General features: G+C 66.1%; 17 protein-coding genes. 11 read left to right on the top strand and 6 right to left on the bottom strand.

What is annotated here, in order from left to right; genetic code table 11:
* The first annotated feature begins 42 nt into the window (after positions 1-42).
* Positions 43-549 carry an NUDIX domain-containing protein gene (locus IEW02_RS12695; RefSeq protein ID WP_188545098.1) on the top strand — a complete coding sequence of 169 codons (507 nt, stop codon included), beginning with the start codon at positions 43-45 and terminating at the stop codon, positions 547-549.
* A 36-nt stretch (positions 550-585) separates the two neighbouring features.
* Here IEW02_RS12695 and arc read toward each other — a convergent pair whose 3' ends face one another.
* The gene (gene arc, locus IEW02_RS12690) at positions 586-2,349 is read right to left on the bottom strand and encodes a proteasome ATPase (protein ID WP_188545097.1); all 1,764 of its coding nucleotides are present in this window, start codon (positions 2,347-2,349) and stop codon (positions 586-588) included.
* Positions 2,350-2,575: 226 nt separating this feature from the next.
* A complete protein-coding gene (locus IEW02_RS12685) occupies positions 2,576-3,454 on the bottom strand; it encodes a tRNA (adenine-N1)-methyltransferase (protein ID WP_188545339.1) in 879 nt (292 codons plus the stop codon).
* Between the two features lie 97 nt (positions 3,455-3,551).
* Between IEW02_RS12685 and IEW02_RS12680 the strand changes: the two genes are divergently transcribed.
* Positions 3,552-4,418 (top strand): RecB family exonuclease, encoded by an 867-nt coding sequence (locus IEW02_RS12680; RefSeq protein ID WP_229745971.1) that lies wholly within the window; start codon positions 3,552-3,554, stop codon positions 4,416-4,418.
* Positions 4,415-5,260 (top strand): thioesterase family protein, encoded by an 846-nt coding sequence (locus tag IEW02_RS12675; protein ID WP_188545095.1) that lies wholly within the window; start codon positions 4,415-4,417, stop codon positions 5,258-5,260. Before IEW02_RS12680 ends, IEW02_RS12675 begins: the two co-directional genes overlap by 4 nt.
* A gap of 12 nt (positions 5,261-5,272) precedes the next feature.
* On the opposite strand, the gene hisG is transcribed toward IEW02_RS12675, so the two are convergent.
* From hisG to metH, 4 genes are read right to left on the bottom strand one after another with little or no spacing between them, the layout of a single operon-like run.
* Positions 5,273-6,124, bottom strand: a complete 852-nt coding sequence (gene hisG / locus IEW02_RS12670; RefSeq protein WP_188545094.1) for an ATP phosphoribosyltransferase — start codon at positions 6,122-6,124, stop codon at positions 5,273-5,275.
* A 45-nt stretch (positions 6,125-6,169) separates the two neighbouring features.
* On the bottom strand, positions 6,170-6,451 hold the full coding sequence (locus IEW02_RS12665; protein ID WP_188545093.1) for a phosphoribosyl-ATP diphosphatase: 282 nt from the start codon (positions 6,449-6,451) through the stop codon (positions 6,170-6,172).
* A gap of 4 nt (positions 6,452-6,455) precedes the next feature.
* Positions 6,456-7,145 carry an HAD family hydrolase gene (locus IEW02_RS12660; protein ID WP_188545092.1) on the bottom strand — a complete coding sequence of 230 codons (690 nt, stop codon included), beginning with the start codon at positions 7,143-7,145 and terminating at the stop codon, positions 6,456-6,458.
* Positions 7,138-10,707, bottom strand: coding sequence for a methionine synthase (metH, locus tag IEW02_RS12655; protein ID WP_188545091.1), 3,570 nt, complete (start codon positions 10,705-10,707; stop codon positions 7,138-7,140). The genes IEW02_RS12660 and metH overlap by 8 nt, the downstream gene beginning before the upstream one ends.
* A 192-nt stretch (positions 10,708-10,899) precedes the next feature.
* On the opposite strand from metH, the gene IEW02_RS12650 reads away from it, so the two are divergent.
* The 8 genes from IEW02_RS12650 to IEW02_RS12615 all read left to right on the top strand — a co-directional run bounded on the left by IEW02_RS12650 (position 10,900) and on the right by IEW02_RS12615 (position 23,136).
* Positions 10,900-11,799, top strand: a complete 900-nt coding sequence (locus IEW02_RS12650; RefSeq protein ID WP_188545337.1) for a PAC2 family protein — start codon at positions 10,900-10,902, stop codon at positions 11,797-11,799.
* Positions 11,796-12,956, top strand: a complete 1,161-nt coding sequence (locus tag IEW02_RS12645) for an MFS transporter (RefSeq protein ID WP_229745970.1) — start codon at positions 11,796-11,798, stop codon at positions 12,954-12,956. The genes IEW02_RS12650 and IEW02_RS12645 overlap by 4 nt, the downstream gene beginning before the upstream one ends.
* A 56-nt stretch (positions 12,957-13,012) precedes the next feature.
* Positions 13,013-13,357 (top strand): molybdopterin oxidoreductase, encoded by a 345-nt coding sequence (locus IEW02_RS12640; protein WP_188545090.1) that lies wholly within the window; start codon positions 13,013-13,015, stop codon positions 13,355-13,357.
* Entirely contained in the window at positions 13,357-15,840 is a 2,484-nt protein-coding gene (gene nirB, locus IEW02_RS12635; protein WP_188545089.1) for a nitrite reductase large subunit NirB, read from the top strand. The genes IEW02_RS12640 and nirB overlap by 1 nt, the downstream gene beginning before the upstream one ends.
* Positions 15,837-16,163: a Rieske (2Fe-2S) protein gene (locus tag IEW02_RS12630; protein ID WP_188545088.1), complete on the top strand. Its 327-nt coding sequence runs from the start codon at positions 15,837-15,839 to the stop codon at positions 16,161-16,163. Before nirB ends, IEW02_RS12630 begins: the two co-directional genes overlap by 4 nt.
* A gap of 63 nt (positions 16,164-16,226) precedes the next feature.
* The gene (locus tag IEW02_RS12625; protein ID WP_188545336.1) at positions 16,227-17,696 is read left to right on the top strand and encodes a TIGR02677 family protein; all 1,470 of its coding nucleotides are present in this window, start codon (positions 16,227-16,229) and stop codon (positions 17,694-17,696) included.
* On the top strand, positions 17,693-19,003 hold the full coding sequence (locus tag IEW02_RS12620) for a DUF2398 family protein (protein WP_188545087.1): 1,311 nt from the start codon (positions 17,693-17,695) through the stop codon (positions 19,001-19,003). The genes IEW02_RS12625 and IEW02_RS12620 overlap by 4 nt, the downstream gene beginning before the upstream one ends.
* On the top strand, positions 18,997-23,136 hold the full coding sequence (locus IEW02_RS12615) for a TIGR02680 family protein (RefSeq protein WP_371829951.1): 4,140 nt from the start codon (positions 18,997-18,999) through the stop codon (positions 23,134-23,136). The genes IEW02_RS12620 and IEW02_RS12615 overlap by 7 nt, the downstream gene beginning before the upstream one ends.
* Positions 23,137-23,157 lie beyond the last annotated feature (21 nt).

Here is a 23,157-nt window from a genome sequence, read left to right as displayed (position 1 = left end):
GCGGTAGGCGGTGGCCCCGACCCCCTCTGACACGATGCAGGGATGGACGAGACCGTTGCAGTGTTCGACGAGGCCGGAGTGGCCGTCGGCTCGGCGCCACGCTCTCGTGTGTACCGAGAGGGTCTGTGGCACGGCAGTTCCGGGGTCCTCCTTCGGTCCGTCGACGGGGAACGGATTTACGTCCACCGCCGTACGACGACGAAGGCGGTGTTCGGCGGAATGCACGACTGCATTGCCGGCGGGGTGATGGACCCGGGTGAGTCACCGATCGAGACCGCCCGCCGCGAGCTGGCGGAGGAGTTGGGCGTGAGCGGGTGCGAACTCACGCCGCTCGCGCGCGCGGCATGGAGCGGACGATCGGGCGACCGGATTCTGCGGTGCCATCTGTTCGCGTTCGAGGCGCGCTACGACGGGCCGGTGCGTCACCAGGCCAGCGAGGTAGCCGAGGGTTGGTGGTGTACGGACGCCGAACTGGCGGCACTCCTCGCCGACCCCGATTGGCCGTTCGTCCCCGACACACGAGAACTGCTCGCCACAGTCTTCGGGTGACGAGCAGTTGACGGCTGTACAGCTATTGGGGCGGGCCTAGAGGTACTGACCGGTGTTGGCCTCGGTGTCGATCGCTCGGCTGGCGCTGGCATTCTTGCCGGTGACCAAAGTGCGGATGTAGACGATCCGCTCGCCCTTCTTGCCCGAGATGCGAGCCCAGTCGTCCGGGTTCGTGGTGTTGGGCAGGTCCTCGTTCTCGGCGAACTCGTCGACGATGGAATCGAAGAGGTGTCCGACCCGCAGACCGCGCGTTCCCGACTCGAGCACCGACTTGATCGCGTACTTCTTCGCGCGGTCGACGATGTTCTGGATCATCGCGCCCGAGTTGAAGTCCTTGAAGTACAGGACCTCCTTGTCACCGTTGGCGTAGGTGACTTCGAGGAAACGATTCTCGTCGGTCTCGGCGTACATCCGATCCACGACGCGTTCGATCATCGCCTTGATGCATGCTCCGCGATCACCCGAGAACTCGGCGAGATCGTCGGCGTTGATCGGCAGCGCTTCGTCGAGGTATTTCGAGAAGATGTCCAGTGCCGACTCGGCGTCCGGGCGTTCGATCTTGATCTTCACATCGAGGCGGCCGGGGCGCAGAATTGCGGGGTCGATCATGTCCTCGCGGTTGGACGCGCCGATCACGATGACGTTCTCCAGGCCTTCGACACCGTCGATCTCGGCGAGAAGCTGGGGAACCACCGTCGTCTCGACGTCGGACGAGACGCCCGACCCACGGGTACGGAAGATCGAGTCCATCTCGTCGAAGAACACGATCACCGGTGTGCCCTCGGACGCCTTCTCACGAGCGCGCTGGAAGATCAGTCGGATGTGACGCTCGGTCTCACCGACGAACTTGTTGAGCAGCTCGGGACCCTTGATGTTCAGGAAGAACGACTTGGCTTCCTTGGGGTCGTCTCCCTTGGCCTCGGCGATCTTCTTCGCCAGCGAATTGGCGACGGCCTTGGCGATGAGCGTCTTGCCGCATCCGGGAGGCCCGTAGAGCAGCACACCCTTCGGCGGACGCAGCGAGTACTCGCGGAACAGCTCCTTGTGCAGGAACGGCAGCTCGACGGCGTCACGAATCTGCTCGATCTGACGGCCCAGGCCGCCGATGTCCTCGTAGCCGACGTCCGGGACCTCTTCGAGCACCAAGTCCTCGACCTCGGCCTTGGGTATGCGTTCGAAGGCATACCCGGCCTTGGTGTCCACCAGCAGTGTGTCGCCCGGGCGCAGGCGTCGTGACGGTCCGTCGAGGTCGTCGTCGAGACGCTCGTCGTCGGCCATCTCCTGCAGTGGCTGGGCTAGCCACACCACGCGCTCCTCGTCGGCGTGACCGACGACCAAGGCGCGACGACCGTCGTCGAGAATCTCGCGCAGTGCGCTGAGTTCGCCGACCCGCTCGTATTCCATGGCCTCGACGATCGTCAATGCCTCGTTCAAGCGCAGTGTCTGACCGGGGCGCAGGGATGACGTCTCGATGTTCGGTGAACACGTCAGGCGCATCTTGCGACCGGAGGTGAATACATCCACAGTCGAGTCGTCGTAGACCTTGACGAGCACGCCGTAGCCGCTCGGTGGTGCCCCTAGACGATCGACCTCTTCACGCAGAGCGATCAGCTGCTGACGTGCTTCCTTCAGCGTCTCCATGAGCTTGGTGTTACGGATGGACAGCGAGTCCACACGCGACTCGAGATCACGAACACTGTCGGGTGAGTCGGACAATTGGCGGCGAAGAACGGCAGCCTCGGCGCGCAAGGCGTCCAACTCTGCTCTCGCGGCAGCATCCGATTTGTCTGTAGGGCTCATAGCGACTCCTCCCAGTGACAACGACAACAAGTGCTGCGCCAACAACACCGGTGCGATTCGTTCAACGCTACCGGTCGAAACCGATCGGTGCGTGACGACCGTCCGTGGTGTCGGCGCCGACATGCGTTCGTAACGCGCTCATTTCCCGGTAACCACGTGTTTTCCGGTGACCGGTAGAGAGCATTCGGTACGACTGGCCGTTTGGACCGGCTGAGGCCGGAGCGGCTCAAGCCGGCGCGGTCGGAGTCTTCCCCGCACGGCGTTGCGGCTTGGGAGTGACCGTTCCTTCGGCCAGGCGGCGCGCGCTGACGAGAAACGCGGTGTGGCCCTGCATCCGATGCTCCGGACGAACAGCAAGTCCGACGACGTGCCACCCGCGCACTATCGACTCCCACGAGCGGGGCTCGGTCCAGCACTCCTGCTCGCGCAGCGCCTCGACGACCTTGGACAGCTGCGTGACCGTGGCTACGTAGACGATGAGCACGCCGCCGGGAACCACGGCGCGGGAGACGGCGGGGAGCGCGTCCCACGGCGCGAGCATGTCGAGCACCGCGCGATCGACCAGGCCTTCGTGTGTCGCCACGTCGAAGTCGGCCACGTCGCCGAGAACGAGGTCCCAGTTGTCGGGCCGCCCTCCGAAGAACTGTTCGACGTTGCGTACCGCGTGCTCCGCGTGGTCGTCGCGCACTTCGTAGGAAATGACCTTGCCGGTAGGACCGACTGCCCGCAGAAGCGAGCAGGTGAGTGCACCGGAACCGGCGCCGGCTTCCAGAACGCGCGCACCCGGGAAGACGTCACCCTCGTGCACGATCTGAGCCGCATCCTTGGGGTAGATCACCTGCGCGCCGCGCGGCATCGAGAGCACGTAGTCGACGAGAAGTGGACGCAGGGCGAGGTACGGCGTGCCGTTGGTCGACTTGACCACACTCCCCTCGTCGACACCGATGAGGTCGTCGTGCCGGATTCCACCGCGATGCGTGTGGAACTCCTTGTTCTCCTCCAGGTTGACGGTGTAGTGGCGGCCCTTGGCGTCCGTGAGTTGCACACGGTCACCGGCGCGGAACGGTCCGGTGGGTCGAGCGCCGTAGGTCGGCTGCACGGGCATCCTCTTCTGTTCGTACGACTGCGGTCGGGTCACGACGCGCCGGTAACACTATGGGAGTGACAGGGTGTTGTCGGACCGCGGGCATAGTGTGCGCACCGTGAGTACTGCACTGGTCGATCTCGATACACCGGTTCGCCGCCGTCCGGCGTTGTCGCCGTCGCGTGCGGGCGATTTCAAGCAATGCCCTCTGCTCTACCGCTTGCGTGCGGTGGATCGCATCGACGCCCCGTCCACGCGCGCTCAGCTCAAGGGCACTCTCGTTCACGCGGCGCTGGAGGCTCTGTATTCGCTCCCCGCGCCGCAGCGAGTCAGTGATCGCGCTGTGGCCTTGATCGACGAAGCCTGGCGAACCATGCTCGCGGACAACGAGTTCGCAGCAGCGGTGGTACCCGAAAGCGACGCCGAAAAATTTCTGGGTGAAGCGCGGGCGCTGGTCACCGGTTACTACGAGTTGGAGGATCCGACCCGCTTCGAGCCGGAGTCGTGCGAGCAACACATCGAGACCGAGCTGGACAACGGTGTGGTGCTGCGCGGATTCGTCGACCGCATCGACGTCGCCCCCACCGGGCAGCTTCGGGTGGTCGACTACAAGACCGGGCGCGCGCCCCGCGAGATGAGCGAGTCCAAGGCGCTGTTCCAGATGAAGTTCTATGCGCTGGTTCTGTTGCGGACCCGCGACGTGGTGCCGACTCAGCTCCGGTTGCTCTACCTGGCGGACGGACAGATCCTCACCTACTCCCCCGACCGCGACGAGTTGCTGCGCTTCGAACGCACCTTGTCCGCGATCTGGAAAGCCATTCTCGAAGCGGGTCGCACGGGTGATTTCCGGCCCAAGACGTCCCGGCTGTGTTCCTGGTGCGAGCACAAGAACCTGTGTCCCGAGTTCGGCGGGACGCCGCCGCCGTACCCCGGGTGGCCGCAGGAGCCCGCCGAGGATGCGGTCTTCGAGGAACCGGCCGAATGACGAGCGGGAAGGCCGGAGGCCGGCCGGAGTTGACTGGCGCGTATTTCGTCCCGGTGCAGTCGGTTCGAGAGGGCTACGAACGGTTTCGTGCCACCTCGCACACCGTCAGCGTGTGGGCCGACACGATGCAGCACGGCGCGCCGCCGTCCGCGTTGCTCACCCGCGCCCTCGAGCTGTGTCAGCCGCGCGCGGGGGCACGGCTGAGCCGCATCACCGTGGAAATTCTGGGTCCGGTTCCCGTCGCCGAGATCGAGTCGCGGGCGTGGGTGGAACGCCCCGGCTCCAGGGTCGAGATGCTCGGAGCCGAGCTGACTGCGCGCCGACCCGACGGCAGCGACCGGGTCGTGGCGCGCGCAACGGGTTGGCGAATTGCCTTGTCGGACACGACGACCGCAGCTCATGACGCCGACCTCTCGTTACGGCCGGGCCCCTCCGACTGCGAGGCCGGGTGGGGTTTCGCGTCCGACTGGCACGGTGGTTATCTCGACTCGCTCGAGATGCGCGGCTCAGAGGCGCCCGACCCGACGCGCGGACCGGGCCGGGTATGGGCCAAGCCGATCGTGTCTTTGATCGACGGGGAGCATTATTCGCCGCTCACCCGGCTGATGTCCGTGGCGGACATTGCCAACGGTGTCGGCGCACGCATCGACGTCGGAACGTGGACTTTCCTGAACACCGATCTGTCGGTACACATCTACCGCGAACCCGTGGGCGACTGGACCGGCGTGTTGTCCGAGACATCGATCGGTCCGGACGGGGTCGGGATGTGTGCCGCGGTGCTGCACGACGAGGTGGGACCCGTCGGCAGATCCGCTCAGATAGTCGAGGTTCGGCGACGCTGACGTCCGACAGGGCTAGAACGCGCGGCAGGACCGAATGTCCGACGCCAGAATCGCTTTGGCGCCGAGATCGGCAAGCTCGTCCATCACGGCGTTGTGTCCCTTGCGCGGAACCATGGCTCGGATAGCCACCCATGCCTCGTCGGCCAGCGGCGACAGCGTCGGCGATTCCAGCCCGGGCGTGATCAGCACAGCCTCGTTCAGAATGGTCTTCGGGCAGTCGTAGTCCAGCATCAAGTACTGCTGAGCGAACACGACACCTTGGATGCGGGCGATCAGCTGGTTGCGTGCACGGTCGTCGGACGGCGCCCCGATCTGCTCGATGAGCACTCCTTCGGAGTCGCAGAGTGATTCGCCGAAGGCAACCAGATTGTGTTGGCGCAGCGTGCGGCCCGAGCCGACGACGTCGGCGATGGCGTCGGCCACTCCGAGCTGAATCGATATCTCCACGGCGCCGTCCAGACGAATGACGGTCGCGTCGAGTCCGCGCTTCTTCAGGTCTGCTTTGACCAGGTTGGGGTACGACGTCGCGATGCGGAGACCGGCGAGATCTTCGGGCGCCCACTCTTTTCCGGCGGGAGCAGCGTAGCGGAAGCTGGACCGCCCGAAGCCGAGTGGGAGACGTTCGGACACCGGCGCACCCGAGTCGAGGGTCAGGTCACGACCGGTGATGCCGAGATCGAGTTCACCCGATCCGACGTAGATGGCGATGTCCTTGGGGCGGAGGAAGAAGAACTCGACGTTGTTCGACGGGTCCAGAACGGTGAGGTCGCGGGAATCGGTGCGGCGGCGGTATCCGGCCTCGCTGAGAATTTCGGCGGCGGATTCGGACAACGAGCCTTTGTTGGGTACGGCTACGCGAAGCATGGGTGAATCCTTACGGTCTGGGGAAGATGTGGGCGACGGCGGGTGTCACAGATGTCGGTAGACATCGTCGAGTGACAACCCCTTTCCGACCATCAAGACCTGCACCCAGTACAAGAGCTGCGAAATTTCCTCGGCGAGCGCCTCCTCGGTCTCGTGCTCGGCGGCGATCCACACTTCACCGGCTTCTTCGAGAATCTTCTTGCCCTGAGAGTGGACGCCGGCGTCCAGCGCGGCCACCGTTCCCGAGCCTTCGGGTCTGGTTGCGGCGCGGTCCTTCAGTTCGGCGAACAGGCTCTCGAAGTTCTTCACGGGTGGTGATTGTTCCACGGTCTCAGACCAGCGCCGCCTGCAGGTCGGCCAAGGTCAGTCCGTCGAGGGTCGTCCGGAAGGTGCGTCGTGCGCCCGCCGGAACCTCGATTTCGGACGGGACCACCACGACCGCGCATCCCGCCGACGAGGCGGATTCGGTCCCGGTCGGCGAGTCCTCCACCGCCACACAGCGTGATGGGTCGACGCCGAGCAGAGACGCCGCGCGCAGGTAGGGGTCCGGAGCAGGTTTGGTGGCGTCGACCTCGTCTCCGCACACGGTGGCGTCGAAGAAGTCGCGGCCGATGGTGTCGAGTGCCATCTCGGTCAGTGCCCGCTCGGTGTTGGTGACCAACGCGCACTTGAGACCGGCCTCGCGCACCATCGTCAGCGCCTCCTTGGCGCCGGGACGCCAGGGCAAGCCCTCGCCGAAGAGTTCGGCGACGCGAGCGTTCAGCCAACCGGCGCTCCCGGCGAGAGCCTCGTCGGTGGCGTCGACCCCGACATGGGCGTACACCTTGCGTAGCGCCCCCATCATCGAGTTTCCGAGCGTGCTCTCCCGAACCTCCGGGGTCAGGTCCTTCCCCAGGGCCGAGGAGAGCTCGAACACCGCGATGTCCCAGAGCTTTTCCGAATCGAGAAGCGTGCCGTCCATGTCGAACAGAACTGCAGTCACAGTGACATCCGGCCGGCCTCCGGCCTTCCCGCTAAACATTGAAGTACTTGGCCTCGGGGTGGTGGAGGACGAAGGCATCGGTGGACTGCTCCGGGTGCAGCTGCAGTTCCTCGGACAGCTTCACGCCGATGCGTTCCGGCTCGAGCAGCGCGACCAACTTGGCGCGGTCCTCGAGGTCGGGGCACGATCCATAGCCGAACGAGTAACGGGCGCCGCGGTATTCGAGTTTGAAGAACCCGTCCACTTCGTTCGGGTCCTCCTCGGCGATCTTGTGTCCGCCCGGCAGCAACAACTCTTCACGTACTCGGCGGTGCCAGTACTCGGCGAGCGCCTCGGTGAGCTGCACACCGATACCGTGAACTTCGAGGTAGTCGCGGTACGAGTCGGCGGCGAACAGTTCGTTCGCGAAATCCGCGATGGGTTGACCCATGGTCACGAGGTTCATCGGCAGCACGTCCACCTGTCCCGTCTCGCGAGCGCGTTCGCGTGAGCGCACGAAGTCGGCGATGCAGAGGAACCTGCTGCGATCCTGGCGCGGGAAGGTGAACCGCAGGCGTTCGGGCGCATCCGGTTCGGGTGACTCGAGCACGATGACATCGTCGCCCTCGGAGACGCAGGGGAAGTATCCGTAGACCAAGGCGGCGTGCGCGAGAATTCCGTCGGTGCTCAGGCGGTCGATCCAGTACCGCAGCCGAGGCTTGCCCTCGGTCTCGACGAGGTCTTCGTAGCTTGCACCTTCGCCCGCGCGGGCTCCACGCAGTCCCCACTGCCCCAGGAACAGCGCACGTTCGTCGAGCAGGGTGGAGTACTCCGCGAGAGAGACGCCCTTGACGATGCGGCTGCCCCAGAACGGCGGTGTGGGTACATCGAGGTCCGCGGCGACGTCGGAGCGCTCCGGAATCTCGACCTTGACTTCCTCGGCTTTGCGTTTCGCGGCGATGCGCTGCGAGCGTTCGTGGCGCTCCTTGCGCTCGGCCGTCTTCTGCTTGGCGGCGAGTGCCTCCGGGCTGTCGGGGGCAGGGCCGGACCCGCGCTTGGTGGTCATGATGGTGTCCATCAGCCGCAGGCCCTCGAACGCGTCTCGGGCGTAGCTGACCTCGCCCTCGTAGACCGATTGGAGGTCGTTCTCCACATAGGAGCGTGTCAGCGCGGCGCCGCCGAGCATGACCGGGAACTGCTCGGCCACACCCTTCGCGTTGAGCTCGAGGAGATTTTCCTTCATCACGACCGTGGACTTCACGAGCAACCCGGACATGCCGATGACGTCGGCGCGCTTGTCGATCGCAGCTTCGAGAATCGACGAAATAGGTTGCTTGATACCGAGATTGACGACCTCGTACCCGTTGTTGCTGAGGATGATGTCGACGAGATTCTTCCCGATGTCGTGCACGTCGCCCTTGACGGTGGCGAGCACGATTCGACCCTTGCCGTCCTCGTCGCTGGCTTCCATGTGCGGTTCCAGGTGCGCCACAGCGGCTTTCATGACCTCGGCCGACTGGAGCACGAACGGCAGCTGCATCTGGCCGGAGCCGAACAGCTCGCCGACGGTCTTCATGCCCGACAACAGCGTCTGGTTGATGATCTCGAGTGGCGGCTTCTCCGTCATGGCCTCGTCGAGATCGTCACCCAGGCCCGCGCGTTCGCCGTCGACGATGCGACGTTCGAGACGGTCGAACAACGGCAGGCCGGCCAATTCCTGCGCACGCGACTCTCGTGCCGACGCTGCGGACACGCCCTCGTACAGCGCCATCAGCTTCTGCAGTGGGTCGTAGCCCTCGCGGCGACGGTCGTACACCAGGTCGAGTGCTGTTTCGCGCTGTTCGTCGGGAATCTTGTTCATCGGCAGGATCTTCGACGCGTGCACGATCGCCGTGTCGAGTCCGGCTTCGGTGCACTCGTGCAGAAACACCGAGTTCAGGACCTGGCGTGCGGCCGGGTTCAGGCCGAACGAGATGTTGGAGATACCGAGTGTGAAATGTACGTCCGGATGCGAAATATGCAGTCGCCGAATGGCTTCGATGGTCTCGATGCCGTCCTTGCGCACCTCTTCCTGTCCCGTCGAGATGGGAAAGGTGAGGGTGTCGAGAATGATGTCGGACTCGGGAAGGCCCCAGTTCTCGGTGATGTCGGTGATGAGCCGCTCGGCGATGCGCACCTTCCAGTCCGCGGTGCGCGCCTGGCCCTCCTCGTCGATGGTCAGCGCGACCACCGCGGCGCCGTGCTTCTTCACCAGACGCATGATCTTCTGGAAGCGCGAGTCCGGACCGTCACCGTCCTCGTAGTTGACCGAGTTGACAGCGCTGCGTCCGCCGAGGTGCTCGAGCCCGGCCTCGAGAACGGCCGGTTCCGTGGAGTCGAGCATGATCGGCAGCGTGGACGACGTGGCCAGGCGACTCGCGAGCGCGGACATATCAGCTGCTCCGTCGCGGCCGACGTAGTCGACGTTCAGGTCGAGCATGTGTGCGCCGTCGCGGGTCTGGTCCTTCGCGATGTCGAGGCACTTCTGGTAATCCTCGGCCAGCATGGCATCGCGAAAAGCCTTGGAGCCGTTGGAGTTGGTGCGCTCACCGACCATCAGAATGCTGTTGTCCTGATCGAACGGCACCGCGGCGTAGAGCGACGAGACACCACGCTCGGGGACGGGCGAGCGTTCGGCCTTGCGTGCGTCGTGCACGGCGTCGGCGACCTGGCGAATGTGCTCGGGTGTGGTGCCGCAGCAGCCACCCACCAGGGACAATCCGAACTCGCTCACGAATCCGCTCAGCGCCTCCGCCAATTCCTCGGGCTGCAGCGGGTATTCCGCACCCTTGGGGCCGAGCTGCGGCAGGCCGGCGTTGGGCATGACGGAAACCGGAATGGTGGCGTGCTTGGACAGGTGGCGCAGGTGCTCGCTCATCTCGGCGGGCCCGGTGGCGCAGTTGAGGCCGATGAGATCGACGCCCAAGGGCTCGATGGCAGTCAACGCAGCGCCGATCTCGCTGCCGAGGAGCATGGTTCCGGTGGTCTCGACGGTGACGTGGGTGATGATCGGCAGGCGTCGCCCGAGCTTCTCCATGGCGGCCTGGCTGCCGAGAACGGCTGCCTTGACCTGAAGAAGGTCCTGGCAGGTCTCGATCAGGATGGCATCTGCGCCGCCGTCGATCATGCCCAGTGCGGACTCGGTGTAGGCATCGCTCAGCGAGCGGAAACTGGCGTGGCCCAGCGTGGGCAACTTCGTGCCCGGACCCATGGAACCGAGTACGAAGCGGGCCATCCCGTCGCGGCCGGGGCCCATTTCGTCGGCCACTTCGCGGGCGAGCCGCGTGCCCTTCTCGGACAACTCCCGGATTCGGTCCGAGATGTCGTAGTCGGCGAGGTTGGGCAGGTTGCAGCCGAACGTGTTGGTTTCCACCGCGTCCGCGCCGGCCTCGAAGTACGCGCGGTGGATGTGCCGGAGCACGTCCGGCCGGGTGTCGTTGAGGATTTCGTTGCATCCCTCGAGGCCCAGGAAATCGTCCAGAGTTAGGTCTGCGTCCTGCAGCATGGTGCCCATGGCGCCGTCGCCGATGACAACGCGCTGTGCCAGCGCATCGAGCAGGGCTGAGTGGAAGTCTGCAGGCATACCCACCAGCGTAGTGGTCCCGTCGGACACTGGGCTTCGTCGGTCGGGCGAGGGTCGTAGGCTGGGCGGGTGAGTGAGCCAGAATCGCCCCGAGGCGAGTCCGCACCGGACCCGTCGGTTCCCCCAGCACCCGTGAACACAGCACCCGTGGACGATGCACCCGTGAACACTGCACCCGTGGACACTGCGCCCATCGATGCGGACGTCGCCGGCGACGAGGGTGATGACGACACGATTCTTCCGTCCCTGCGCAAGCCCGTCCTCGTGGCCGCCTTCGAGGGATGGAACGACGCGGGTGACGCGGCGAGCGGCGCCGTCGAGCATCTCGAACTCATCTGGGACGCCAACCCGCTGGCCGAACTGGACTCCGAGGACTACTACGACTACCAGGTCAATCGTCCGACGGTGCGTCAGGTCGACGGTGTGACCCGCGAAATCGAGTGGCCGTCGACGCGCCTGTCAGTGTGTTCGCCACCGGGAAGCGACCGAGATGTCGTGCTGTTGCGCGGCATCGAACCCAACATGCGGTGGCGCAGCTTCTGCGACGACCTTCTCGAGTTCATCGACCAACTCGGCGTCGACACGGTCGTCATCCTCGGCGCGCTGCTGGCCGACACACCGCACACCAGGCCGGTCCCCGTCACGGGAACCGCGTACAGCATCGAATCGGCCGAGCAGTTCAACCTCGAACAGACGCGATACGAAGGCCCCACCGGCATCACGGGTGTGCTCCAGGACGAGTGCGTCAAGGCCGGTATTCCGGCCGTGTCCCTCTGGGCGGCCGTCCCGCACTACGTGTCGCAGCCACCGAACCCCAAGGCGACGGTTGCGCTGTTGCAGCGCGTCGAGGACGTCCTCGACATCGAGGTTCCCCTCGGTGAGCTGCCGACGCAGGCCGAGGACTGGGAAGAGGCGGTCACCGAGATGACGAAGGACGACGACGAGATCGCCGACTACGTGCGCACTCTGGAAGAACGTGGAGACGCCGAGGTGGACATGTCCGAGGCGGTGTCCAAGGTCGACGGTGACGCGCTCGCTGCCGAGTTCGAGCGGTACCTGCGTCGTCGGGGCCCCGGCAGCTTCGGAGTGTGACCGGCCCACTCCGGTCACGGTTGCAGGTTTCCGCCCTCTACCTCGGTGGTTTCCTCGGCCCGTTCGGCGGCGCGGTGGTCGCGTCGATGCTGCCGGAAATGGGCTCCGGGTTGGGCGTGTCGTCGGGATCGGCGTCGTCGTCGCTGACGGCGTACCTGCTCCCCTTCGCCCTGACGATGCTGGTTTCCGGAACGCTCGGCGCCCGGTGGGGCCGACTGCGCACCGTACGGATCGCGTACGGGGTCTATCTCGTCGCGTCCATTGCCTGTGCTCTCGCGCCCGGGCTCTACTTCCTCCTCGGTGCCCGAGTGGTGCAGGGATGCGCCAACGCGTTCACGACGCCCCTTCTCCTCGCCGCTCTGGCGATGATCACGCCGAAGGAACGCCTCGGGCGCGTGCTCGGTACGTTCGGCGCCTTGCAGGCGGCCGGTCAGACCAGCGCTCCGTTGGTCGGCGGTCTCGCGGCGGAGTTCGATTGGCGCTACGCATTCCTCGTGCTCGCGGTGGTGTCGGCGGTGCTCGGTCTGATCGGCCTGCCCGCGCAGGCATCGGCACCCGCATCTGCAACACCGGAGCGACTACGAGACGCGTTGACCCCACGCGTGCTGCGCATCGGCGTGGTGGCTCTGCTCGGGTGGGGTGCCCTCGGCGGACTGAGCTTCCTGCTGGCGTTCCGGGCCGAGGACGATTTCGGGTTGTCGCCGGGGCTGCGCGGTCTGTTGCTGACCGGATTCGGCGCCGCCGGCATCGTGGCGGCTCGGCCGGTGGGCGGTCTGATCGACCGGATCGGACCGCGGCGCACCATCGTCATCGGCGCGGTGGGCGGCGCTGCTCTCATCGCCGCTGCCGGAACCGTGAACGTGGTGATCGTCGTGGGAATCGTGTGGGCGATCGCGGGCGTCGCCTCGCAGTTCGTCCTGGTCGGAGTCAACGCCGCCGTACTCGGCGCATCCGGACCGAATCGCGGCGGCTCGGTGTCGGTGGTGCAGGCGTTCCGTTTCACCGGTGCGGCACTGGCGCCGCTTGCGCTGACGCCGGTGTACCAGGTCCACCCGGCAGCGGCGTTTCTCGTCCCGGCGGCGCTCCTAGCGGTGATCGCGCCTTTGGTGATGCCCGCACCTGACAGCAGAGCGCCCGGCCTCGAGAGGTCTTCCTGACTCCGCCGTAACCTGCGCGCAGCGTTCTCGTCACCGCACCCACGGACAGTCGAGCCATGGCCAGCACACCGACATTCCTGCAGGGCGTCTTCTCTTTCACCGGCCACGGCCTGAGCAAGCCGGAGCCCATCGATTCGATGTCGTTCGTCGTCCCGTCCGGACTCACCGCGCAACCCCTCTACTTCCGCGGCGGAAATTCGTCCGAGGAGCTCATCGTGGTGACGTTGACCCGCGACGGCGAGTCGATGCGGGTCTTTCCCATGGGGGCGAAGAGCAGCGTCAACGTCCCGTTGCGCGTCGTCGAGGACGTGGACCCGGACACCACGCTCGAACTGGTCGTGGCGGCGCCCGAGGGATGCTCGGGCGAGGTCGTCGTCGACTTCGGCATGGTCACGTTCTGATGACTCGCCAACGGCTGCTCGTCGTCGGCAACGGCATGGCGGGCGCCCGCACCGTCGAGGAAATCTTCGCCCGCGGCGGAGCGGACATGTTCGACGTCACCATGATCGGCGACGAACCGTACGGCAACTACAACCGCATCATGCTCTCGCACGTGTTGTCCGGCGAAAGCTCCATCGACGACGACGATCTCATGCTCAACCCGATGGCCTGGTACCGCGAGAACAACGTCACGTTGTTCGTCGGCGACCGGGCGGTCAAGCTCGACCGCTTCGCGAAGTCCGTCACCTGCGAGAGCGGCCGGACCGTCGACTACGACATTCTCGTGATAGCGACGGGGAGCAACACGTTCTTTCCCAACATGGACGGACTGCGCGAACCGGACGGTCGACTGGCCAAGGGCATCTTCGGATTTCGCACCATCGAGGACACCAACGGCATGCTCCAGATGGCACTGTCGGGCGACGACGTGCGCGCCGTGGTCATCGGCGGCGGACTCCTCGGCCTCGAAGCGGCGTACGGATTACGTACGCAAGGAATCGATGTGGACGTGGTGCACTCCCCCGGACATCTGATGAACCAGCAACTCGACGAGCGCGGCGGGCGCGTGCTGCGCAACAAGATCGAGGACCTGGGCGTCGGCGTCCACACCTCGAAGCGCACCACCTCGGTGCTGCGCGCCGACGACGGGTCCGTGGCCGGAGTGGGCTTCAACGACGACACCACCCTTGCGGCCTCGATGATCGTCGTGACCGCCGGTATCAGGCCGAACGTGGAGTTCGCCCGCGGTGGTGGCTTGGTCGTCGAACGCGGCATCGTCGTCGACGACCAGATGCGCTGCGAGGACGAAGGATCGATCTACTCCGTCGGTGAATGCTGCCAACATCGCGGTGAGGTCTACGGCCTCGTCGCCCCGCTCTGGGAACAGGCCGTGGTGTTGGCCGACGTCATCACGGGCGCCGATCCCACAGCGGCGTACCACGGTTCGCGACTGACGACCAAGTTGAAGGTCGCCGGAGTCGACGTGGCCGCCATGGGCGTCAAGGGGCCCGAGCGGGACACCGACGAGTTCGTCCAGTTCTACGAACCACGCAGCGGGACATACAAATCCGTCGTCGTGCGGGACAACAAGCTGATCGGCGCCATGCTTCTCGGTGACATCAGCAAGGTCAGCTTCCTTACGCAGGCGTTCGACGAGAAGGTGCCGCTACCGGACGAGCGCATCTCGATGCTCTTCGACATGGGAACGCCCAGCGCAGAGACGGGAGCCGCCGAACTGGCCGACGACGTACAGGTGTGCAACTGCAACGGCGTCACCAAGGGTGACATCGTGGCGTGCGTCCACGGCGGCGCCAAGACCGTGGCCGACGTCGTGGCCAAGACCCGCGCCGGCAAGGGGTGCGGTTCGTGCAAGGGACTGGTCGGCGACATCGTCGCCTGCGCGGCGGGCGGAGCGCTGGAGGTCGACCCGGCGGCGAACTGGTACGTCCCGTCCATTCCGATGACCAAGCCCGAGCTGATCGCCGCGATTCGTGAGAACGATCTGCGTTCGGTCTCGCAGATCTTCGCGGAGCTCGCGACCGACGGCGCCGAGGACGTCGCGTCGAAGATGCCGCTGGCGTCGTTGCTTCGGGTGGTGTGGGGTCCTGATTGGGTCGACGAACGCGGCGCCCTGTTCATCAACGATCGAGTGCACGCCAACATTCAGCGCGACGGCACGTTCTCCGTCGTGCCGCAGATGATGGGCGGCGTCACGACTCCGGACCAACTCCGCACGATCGCCGACGTGGCCGACAAGTACAACGTGCCCCTGGTGAAAGTGACCGGCGGACAACGCATCGACCTACTGGGCATCAAGAAGGAGGACCTCCCCAAGGTGTGGGGCGACCTCGACATGCCGTCCGGGTACGCCTACGGCAAGAGCATGAGAACCGTCAAAACCTGTGTGGGAACGGACTTCTGCCGGTTCGGGCTCGGGGATTCGACTGCCCTCGGCATCGCGATAGAACAACGGTTCCAAGGTCTGGAGACCCCCGCGAAACTGAAGATGGCGGTGGCCGGCTGCCCGCGCAACTGCTCCGAGGCGCTGTGCAAGGACTTCGGTGTGGTCGCCGTGGGAGACGGCCGCTGGGAAATCTACGTCGGGGGCGCGGCGGGGGCACACATTCGCAAGGGTGACGTGCTGGCGACCGTCGACTCGCCGGAAGAGGTACTCACCATCGCGGGACGCTTCATGCAGTACTACCGGGAAGAGGCCAAGTGGCTCGAGCGCACCTACGCCTGGGTCCCGCGAATCGGGCTCGAGGAACTTCGAGCCATCCTGATCGACGACCGCGACGGCATCGTCGCCGGTCTCGACGAGCGCATGCAGAAGTCCATCGACGGGTACACCGACCCGTGGAAGGAACGGTCCGCACCGCGGTCACCGGCACAGTTCCAGCCCTCGCTGCCGTTGCTCCCCCTGCCGCAGGTGCCGGTCCGATGAGCGCGGCGATGGACTACGACAGCTCGGTCGTCGTCGGCCACGTCAGCGACCTCACGCCGGGTGAAGGGCGTACCTACGTGGTGGGCGGCCGTCAGATCGCAGTCTTCCTCCTCGGAGACGGAACGGTCCGGGCGATGGACGCACTCTGCCCGCACAAGGGCGGACCGCTGGCCGACGGGCAGATCGACGGCAAGGTCGTCATGTGCCCGCTGCACCAGTACCAGTTCTCCTTGGCCGACGGCGGATGCACGTCGGAAGGTATCGCATCGGTGGACGTCTACGAGGCCGCGGTGGTGGACGGTCAGGTGTCCGTCCGGCTCTGAGGTCGACCACCTACCCTGTTCCGAGTGACCGCATCTGCCGACTCTTTTCTCGTCGACGACCGTATGCGGCTCTTCTCCTTCGCCACCGCCGAGAAGAGATCGGACTATCTACGCGTCCTGCGGGCGTTCGAGCAGGCGCGCACCGGGTACGTGGTGCTTCTGCACGCCGGTGAGGTGGCCGACCTGCTACCCGGTGACCATCTCACCCGCATCGAGATCGCGCCGCTGCTCGAGCAGTTGCATTCCTGGGGCGTGCTCGAACGCAGCTACGACGGCACCCGCGCCGCCACACTTGCCGAGTACCGAAACCGTCACTACGTCTATCAGTTCGCCCAGGTCGGTTACCAGGCATACCGTGCGGTCGAGGATGTGCTTGCCGCCAGGCCCGAGGATGCGTCACTGTCGCGGTTGGTGCTGCCCGAGTTGCTGGCGGATCTCGACGAACTTGCAACGGCCAACGCCACCGGCAATTCCGATCTCGTCTATCGCAAGCTCAACCGGCTCGACAGCGCGCTCACCGACATGGCCACGCGGGCGGCACATTTCTACCTCTCCCTCGGTGATCTGGTGCGGACCACGGAGGTGACCCCCGAGTCGTTTCTTGCTCACAAGGACGCGCTGTTGTCGCATATGCGGGAGTTCAGTCTCGATCTCGCACGCTTCGCGCCGAAGTTGGCCGACGCCATCGGACGGGTGGAGAGCACCGGTATCGAGGCCCTGCTCGACCGGGCCGCGCGCAGCGACGAGCGTGTCTTTCTCACACCGGACGAGCGCCGCGACGACTGGAAATCCCGCTGGACCGGCCTCGTTCATTGGTTCGTCAGTGCATCCCAGAGAACGGCCTCCGGCCTGCCCACCGCCGAAGGTGAACTCACCGAGGCGGACCGCCTGCGTGAGGGAACGATGAGCGCGATCGCGGCCGTGCTGTCGTTGTTGCGTCGTGTCACCGAGACTCGGAAGGGTGGGGTGAGTCGCGAATCTCAGCTCCGCCATCTCGCAGGCTGGTTCGCCGCCGCACCCACCGAGGACGCGGCCCACGCACTGTTCGGGGCCGCGTTCGGACTCGGTCGCCCGCGACATCTGTCCATGGTGCATCCCGACGACGACATCATCCCCGCGAACAGGTCCTGGTGGGACGCCCCACCGGTCGAGATCTCACGCACCCTCGCCGAGACCGGCAGGCCGCCCGCCGCCGGAGCTCCGGCCAGGGTGCAGCGCAACGATGCCGGCGTGCGACGGCTCCGTGAGCGGCAGCTCGACGACCAGCGCCGCCGCGCGAATGCAGCCGCGTCCCTCGCCGCAGCCGACCTCTACGACCGCGTCCTGACGGACGAGGAGACCGAGGTGCTGCTGCGGTTGCTGACCGCGGCCATGTCCGCGCGGGTCCCGACGGTCGGCCGCATCACCGACTCGTCCGCCGCCGATTCGGGTGTCAAGCTGATCGTCTCGAACGGCGCGGGCTACTCGGCGGTTCGGACTGCCCGCGGCGTACTGCACCTCGGTGACCAACGTCTTCGGGTCGAAGCTCTGTGAAAGCCCGAAGCATTCCGACTCTCGCCCTCGACTCGTACCAGCGTGCGGCTCGGGTGGCGTTGTCAAACCATCTCGTGACGCGCACCTATCCGGATCGTATTGCGCTGCCGCTGCTTCGGCGCTGGGCGACCGAGCTACGCGAGGACATGCTCGAGCTGTTCGGGTACCGCCTCGAGGTCACCGAGACCACGGCACGGTTGTATCCCGTTCTGGATCGACTCGATCCGACGCAGCCGGCCAGAACGGGAAACGACCGAATTTTCGATCGTCGTCGGTACTCGTTCCTCGCGTTGGCCTTGGCCGCGCTCGGGCGTGCCGGTGACCAAATCACGTTGTCAGAGTTAGCGGATCATGTTGCGGCCGAGGCCAATCGGGTGGTCGGAGTCGATCTCGACACCGCACGCGCGGCGGATCGCGACGCGTTCGTCGACGCTGTCGGCTGGCTTGCCGCGCGGGGCGCCATCGGTCTCGCCGATGGCGACGCCGGTGGGTGGGTCAGCAATCCCGATGCAGGAGAGGCGTTGTACGACATCGACAGGGCCGTCGTCGTGGCCTTGTTTCGTCCGCCGCGTGCGCTTCAGCACCTGCGCAGTGTCATGGGCCTGTTGACCGGTCCGTCCGACGAGCCGGGTGAGGCGGCCCGCCGGGCTCGCCGGGCTCTCGTGGAACTGCCCGTGGTGTACGGGATGGACGGCATGGACCCACGTTCCGTCGAGGACGTACAGCTGTTCACCGGCCTCGCGGTCGAACGCCGCGCCGAAGGCCTGGCGTTGATCGACACGTCGGGTCGGTTGTCCGACACCAGGTTTCCGTCGACGGGTACCGTCGCTCAGGTCGCGCTTCTGCTCGCCGGCGAGATCGCCGAGCGGGTGCTGGACCCGGACTCCCCCGACCGGCAGGACCACCCGATCGACACGGATCCGACGGTGCACCTCGTCGTTGCACTCGACGATGCCATCCCCGAGGACGGAGTCTTCGACAACCTTCTGGACGTACCGGACGATCCGAGCTCGGCTCAGGTTCGCGCCACCGAACCTGTCCGGTATCCGTTCGTTCCGGATTCGTGGACAGCGGACACCGTGGAGAGATTGGTCGACGCCTACGGACGAACCTTTGCCGCGCAATGGCAGTCGGACCGCGAAGGGCTGCGCGCTGCGGCCGTTGCGTTGCTGTCCAAGTTGTCGCTCGTGGCCCCCGCTCCCGGCGGCGTGGTCGCCCTGCCCGCCCTTGCTCGTTACCGCGGTGTGGTCGTGACCGTTCGGGAACGCAGTGCCGAGCCCGATTTGTTCGAGGAGTCGTCATCGTGACCCGCAGTACTAGATTTCGCCCGACTCGCGCAGGCATCGTCAACCTGTGGGACTACCGAGACCAGGAATTCTCCTTCGCCGACGGGCGACTGGTTCTGCGCGGACCCAACGGCTCCGGCAAGACGAAGGCGCTGGAAGTGCTGTTCCCCTTCGTCCTGGACGGTCGTATCGAACCTCGCCGATTGAATCCGTTCGCGGGTGAAGAGCGCACCATGAAGTCCAATCTCCTCTACCGCGGACAGGACTCGGCTCATTCGTACGTGTGGATGGAGTTCGCGCGCGGTGACAGTCACGATCCGGAGGCCGTGACGGTCGGAATCGGCATGCGCGCCACCAAGTCTGCGGACAAAGTGACTCGGTGGTACTTCGTCGCGGACGGTCGGGTCGGGGTGGATTTCTCCTTGCTGGGGTCGGACGATCGACCGCTCACCAAAAAGCAACTGGCAGAACAGATCGGCACCGATTCCATCGTCGATCGACCCGTCGATTATCGGGCTGCGATCGACGCTCGCCTGTTCGGGTTGGGTGCCGAGCGTTACGACCAGCTGATCAACCTGATCCTCACGTTGCGACGCCCGCAGCTCGCGAAGAACCTGGACCCCAAAGGTCTCTCGCGTGCTCTGTCGGAAGGCCTGCGGCCCCTCGACGAACATCTTGTTCTCGACGCTGCGCGATCGTTCAGCGACATGGAAGAGGTCGGGCGAGCCCTGGACGGTCTCGTCCAAGCGGACCTCGCGTCCAAACGCTTCGTCGGCGTGTATTCCAAATATCTTGCGGTGCAGGCGAAGACCGACGTAGAGCAGGTCACCCGTCGACTCGACTCGGTCGAGCACGCCACCGTTGCCCTGTTCGCGGCCAAGCAGCTGCGTGAACGGCGCCGGACCGAGAGGGCGGAGGCAGAAGTACGGTTCGAGGCCGCCGAACGTGCGCTCGACCTCGCCCTCGCAGATCAGCACACACTGCAGCGTTCGTCCGCCTACGAGGGCAAACAGCAACTCGACGACCTCGCCGATGCCGTCCGCAAGCTCGAGGTGTCGATACAACAGCAGGTCGAGAAGTCCCGAAAGGCCACCGAAGCCGTCGACGTGCGCAGCCGCGAGAACGCCGAGGCGTCCGCGAAACTTCGGGAGGCAACCGCGTCCATCTCTCGTGCCGAGGACGAACTGCTCGCGGCCGCAGAGGACGCCGGCATCGTGTGGACCGCCCTTCCCGCCGGCGCCCGCACCGATCAGGTGACGGCAGCGGTACGGGGGCACGCCGAGGAGCGCGACGGCGATGTACGTGCCGTCCGCTCCGCTGCGGCTGTCGCCGAACGCGCCTCGGCCGAACGCGACCGCGCCGAACGCGCGGCAACCCGTGCCGGCGAACAGCACGACACCGCGTCGGTCGCCGTGCGCGAGGCGGAGGCCGGTGTCGAAGCTGCCCGCGGCGCGTGCGCCGGCGAACTGCGGTCCTGGTGGACCAGCCACTCCCCGCTGTTCGACACGCCCACCCTGTTCGAGTCCCTGGATGCGGCTCTGTCGACTGTCGGGGACGACGACGCTCCGACGCTCGCGGACGTGGTGAGCGACGCAGCACGCGAGCCGCTCGACGAGCTGCGTGCCCTTCGCCAGGACGCTCTGCGCGACGCCGAAGCAGCCGGTGACCGGTTGCGTGAACTCGCCGCCGAGAAGGCTTCCGTGGCCGAGAGCCGCGACGACGCACCCCCGGCGTTCGCCGCACGTACCGCCGACCGCTCCGACTTGGTCGGCGCGCCGCTGTGGCGCCTCGTGCGCTTCGCGGACCACGTGTCCGACTCCGATGCCGCGGGTCTCGAAGCAGCTCTGCAGGCCGCGAACATCCTCGACGGGTGGGTCACCGAGTCCGTACCCGACGACGTTCGCTCGGAGCAGTTTCTCGCGGCCGCAGCACCCGTCGTGGGTCGTTCCCTCGCCGACGTTCTCGTGGTCGAGAACGACATTCCCGTGTCCGCCGCGACGGTGCGCGCCATCCTGGAATCCGTCGCGCTGGACGACGACAACGCTGCGGTGCACGTCGGTGTCGACGGGCAGTACCGCCAGGGGGTGCAGCGCGGTGCGCACGGCAAGCCCGCGGCCGAATACATCGGTGCGACCGCACGCGCACAGCGGCGGTCGTCGCGTGTCGCCGAGATCGAGGAACTGTCTGCCGACATCGTGGAGCGACGGACCGAGTACATCCGGATGGCCGACGAGGCGGGGGCCCGCATCGATGCCATTCAGATTGCGTCCAAGGCCCTGCCGCGAACTGCGGCGATCACCACCGCACTCCGGAGCGTCGTCGATGCAGCCGGCGCGTTGCGGTCGACTGCCCGCGCCGTCGCGTCGGCGGATCGCGATCTCGACGTGGCCGTGGCCGAGTTGTCTGCGGCCGAGCGAACGCTCCGTTCCGAGGCTGTGGCTCATCGCGCACCCCACCGGCCCCGCGAGCTCGACGCACTCGCCGCGGCCATTCGCCACTTCGAGAACATGGGCTCGGCCATTCTGCGGCACCGAAGCGATGTCGACCGAGCGTCGGAACGTGGACGTGAGGCCGAGTCACGGCTCGACGAAGCTCGGTCCGTCGCCGAGGAACTGGCTGAGGAAGCGGCCATCGCCGAGTCCGGATACGAGCAGCAGGTTGCCAAACTCGACACACTTCGCGACTCGATCGGCGCGAGTGCCGAGAAGATCGACGACGAACTCGCCGTCGTCCGCACCCGCATCGAGGAGTGCAAGAAGGAGCAGCGCGCCGCAACGAAGGCCGACCGTGACGCGGGTGAAGCCATCGGCAAAGCGGAGGGGGGACACGAAACAGCGGTTGCCGGGTTGACCGCGGCGCTCACCGAGACGATTGCCGACGCCGGTCGCTTGGCGCCCTACGCGCAGCGCGATCTCCTTGCTGTTCTCGGCGCTGCGCAGGACTGCACGTGGCCCGCGAGCGACGCTGCGTGGTCGACCGCCGCACAGCTGCTGTATCGCATCGAATCCGCCGCCGGCCCCGACGACGCGCCCGATGTTCTGCCCGACGATGTGCGCCGGCTCCTGCGCGAGTTGGTCCTGGCGACCGATTCGGTGAAGGTGAGCGACGCCTCGAGAAAGACCACCCGAAGTGCTCTCACCGCGGCACTGCAGGAATTCGACGCTCAACTCGCCGGGTCCGGCCAGGACTTCAGGCTGAGCTGGGATGCAGTGGACGGTGTGACCGTCGTGCGAGTCCAGGACGAGCAGGGATATTCCACGATTGCCGATTTCGCAGATCGCATCGACGCGGCACGGCGCGACCAGGAAACACTGCTGACCGACGCGGAGCGCCGCATTCTGGAAGACGCGCTCCTCACCGGTCTGGCCCAGCAGATCCACGAGAGGACCGCGGACGCAAAGGAACTCATCGCCCGGATGGGATCGGAGATGAAGCAACGCCGAATGTCGTCCGGCAATACGATCGGAGTGCACTGGGTGCTCGCCGACTCCCTGGACGATGATGCGCGTGCTGTGTCCAAACTGCTCGACCGGGATGCATCGGCGCTGGGACCCGACGAGCTGTCGGCGATGAGAGCGCATTTCGCGGCGCAGATTCGGACGGCTCGTGCGGCGCATCCCGAGCGCTCGTATCCCGAGATCCTGTCGTCCACACTCGATTACCGGCAGTGGCGGGTGTTCTCGTTCACGCTGATCGGCGGTGACGGATCAGAGGACCGGCTCACGGTGGCGAGGCACAGCGCCTTGTCCGGTGGCGAACAGTCCGTGTCGCTTCACCTTCCACTGTTCGCGGCGGCGCACGTGATGTTGTCGTCGGCGGATCCGCACTCACCCCGATTGTTGGCGCTCGACGAAGCCTTCGCCGGTGTCGACGACAACGGTCGAAGCGAATTACTCGGTCTCAGCGTGCAATTCGACCTCGACCTGTTCATGACCGGGTACGACCTGTGGATCACCTACGCCGGCGTGCCCGGGTGTGCGCACTACGATCTCGCGCACTCGACCGCCGAGAACACCGTCAGCGCAGCGCTTCTGGTCTGGGAGGACGGCGAGCTACTCGCCGAACACGACGGGTCCGATCTGGCCGCGGCCCTGGGCTCGCCGCGCCGGCGCCGGGTGCCGGAGCCGACGGCGGGTGGCTTGGATTTCGCGTGACACCGGGTGTGATGAGCCGGT

Source organism: Rhodococcoides trifolii (assembly GCF_014635345.1).
Classification (GTDB): Bacteria; Actinomycetota; Actinomycetes; order Mycobacteriales; family Mycobacteriaceae; genus Rhodococcoides; species Rhodococcoides trifolii.
Note: the sequence above shows the minus strand (reverse complement) of the source record. Positions and strands in the feature narration are given on the sequence as shown.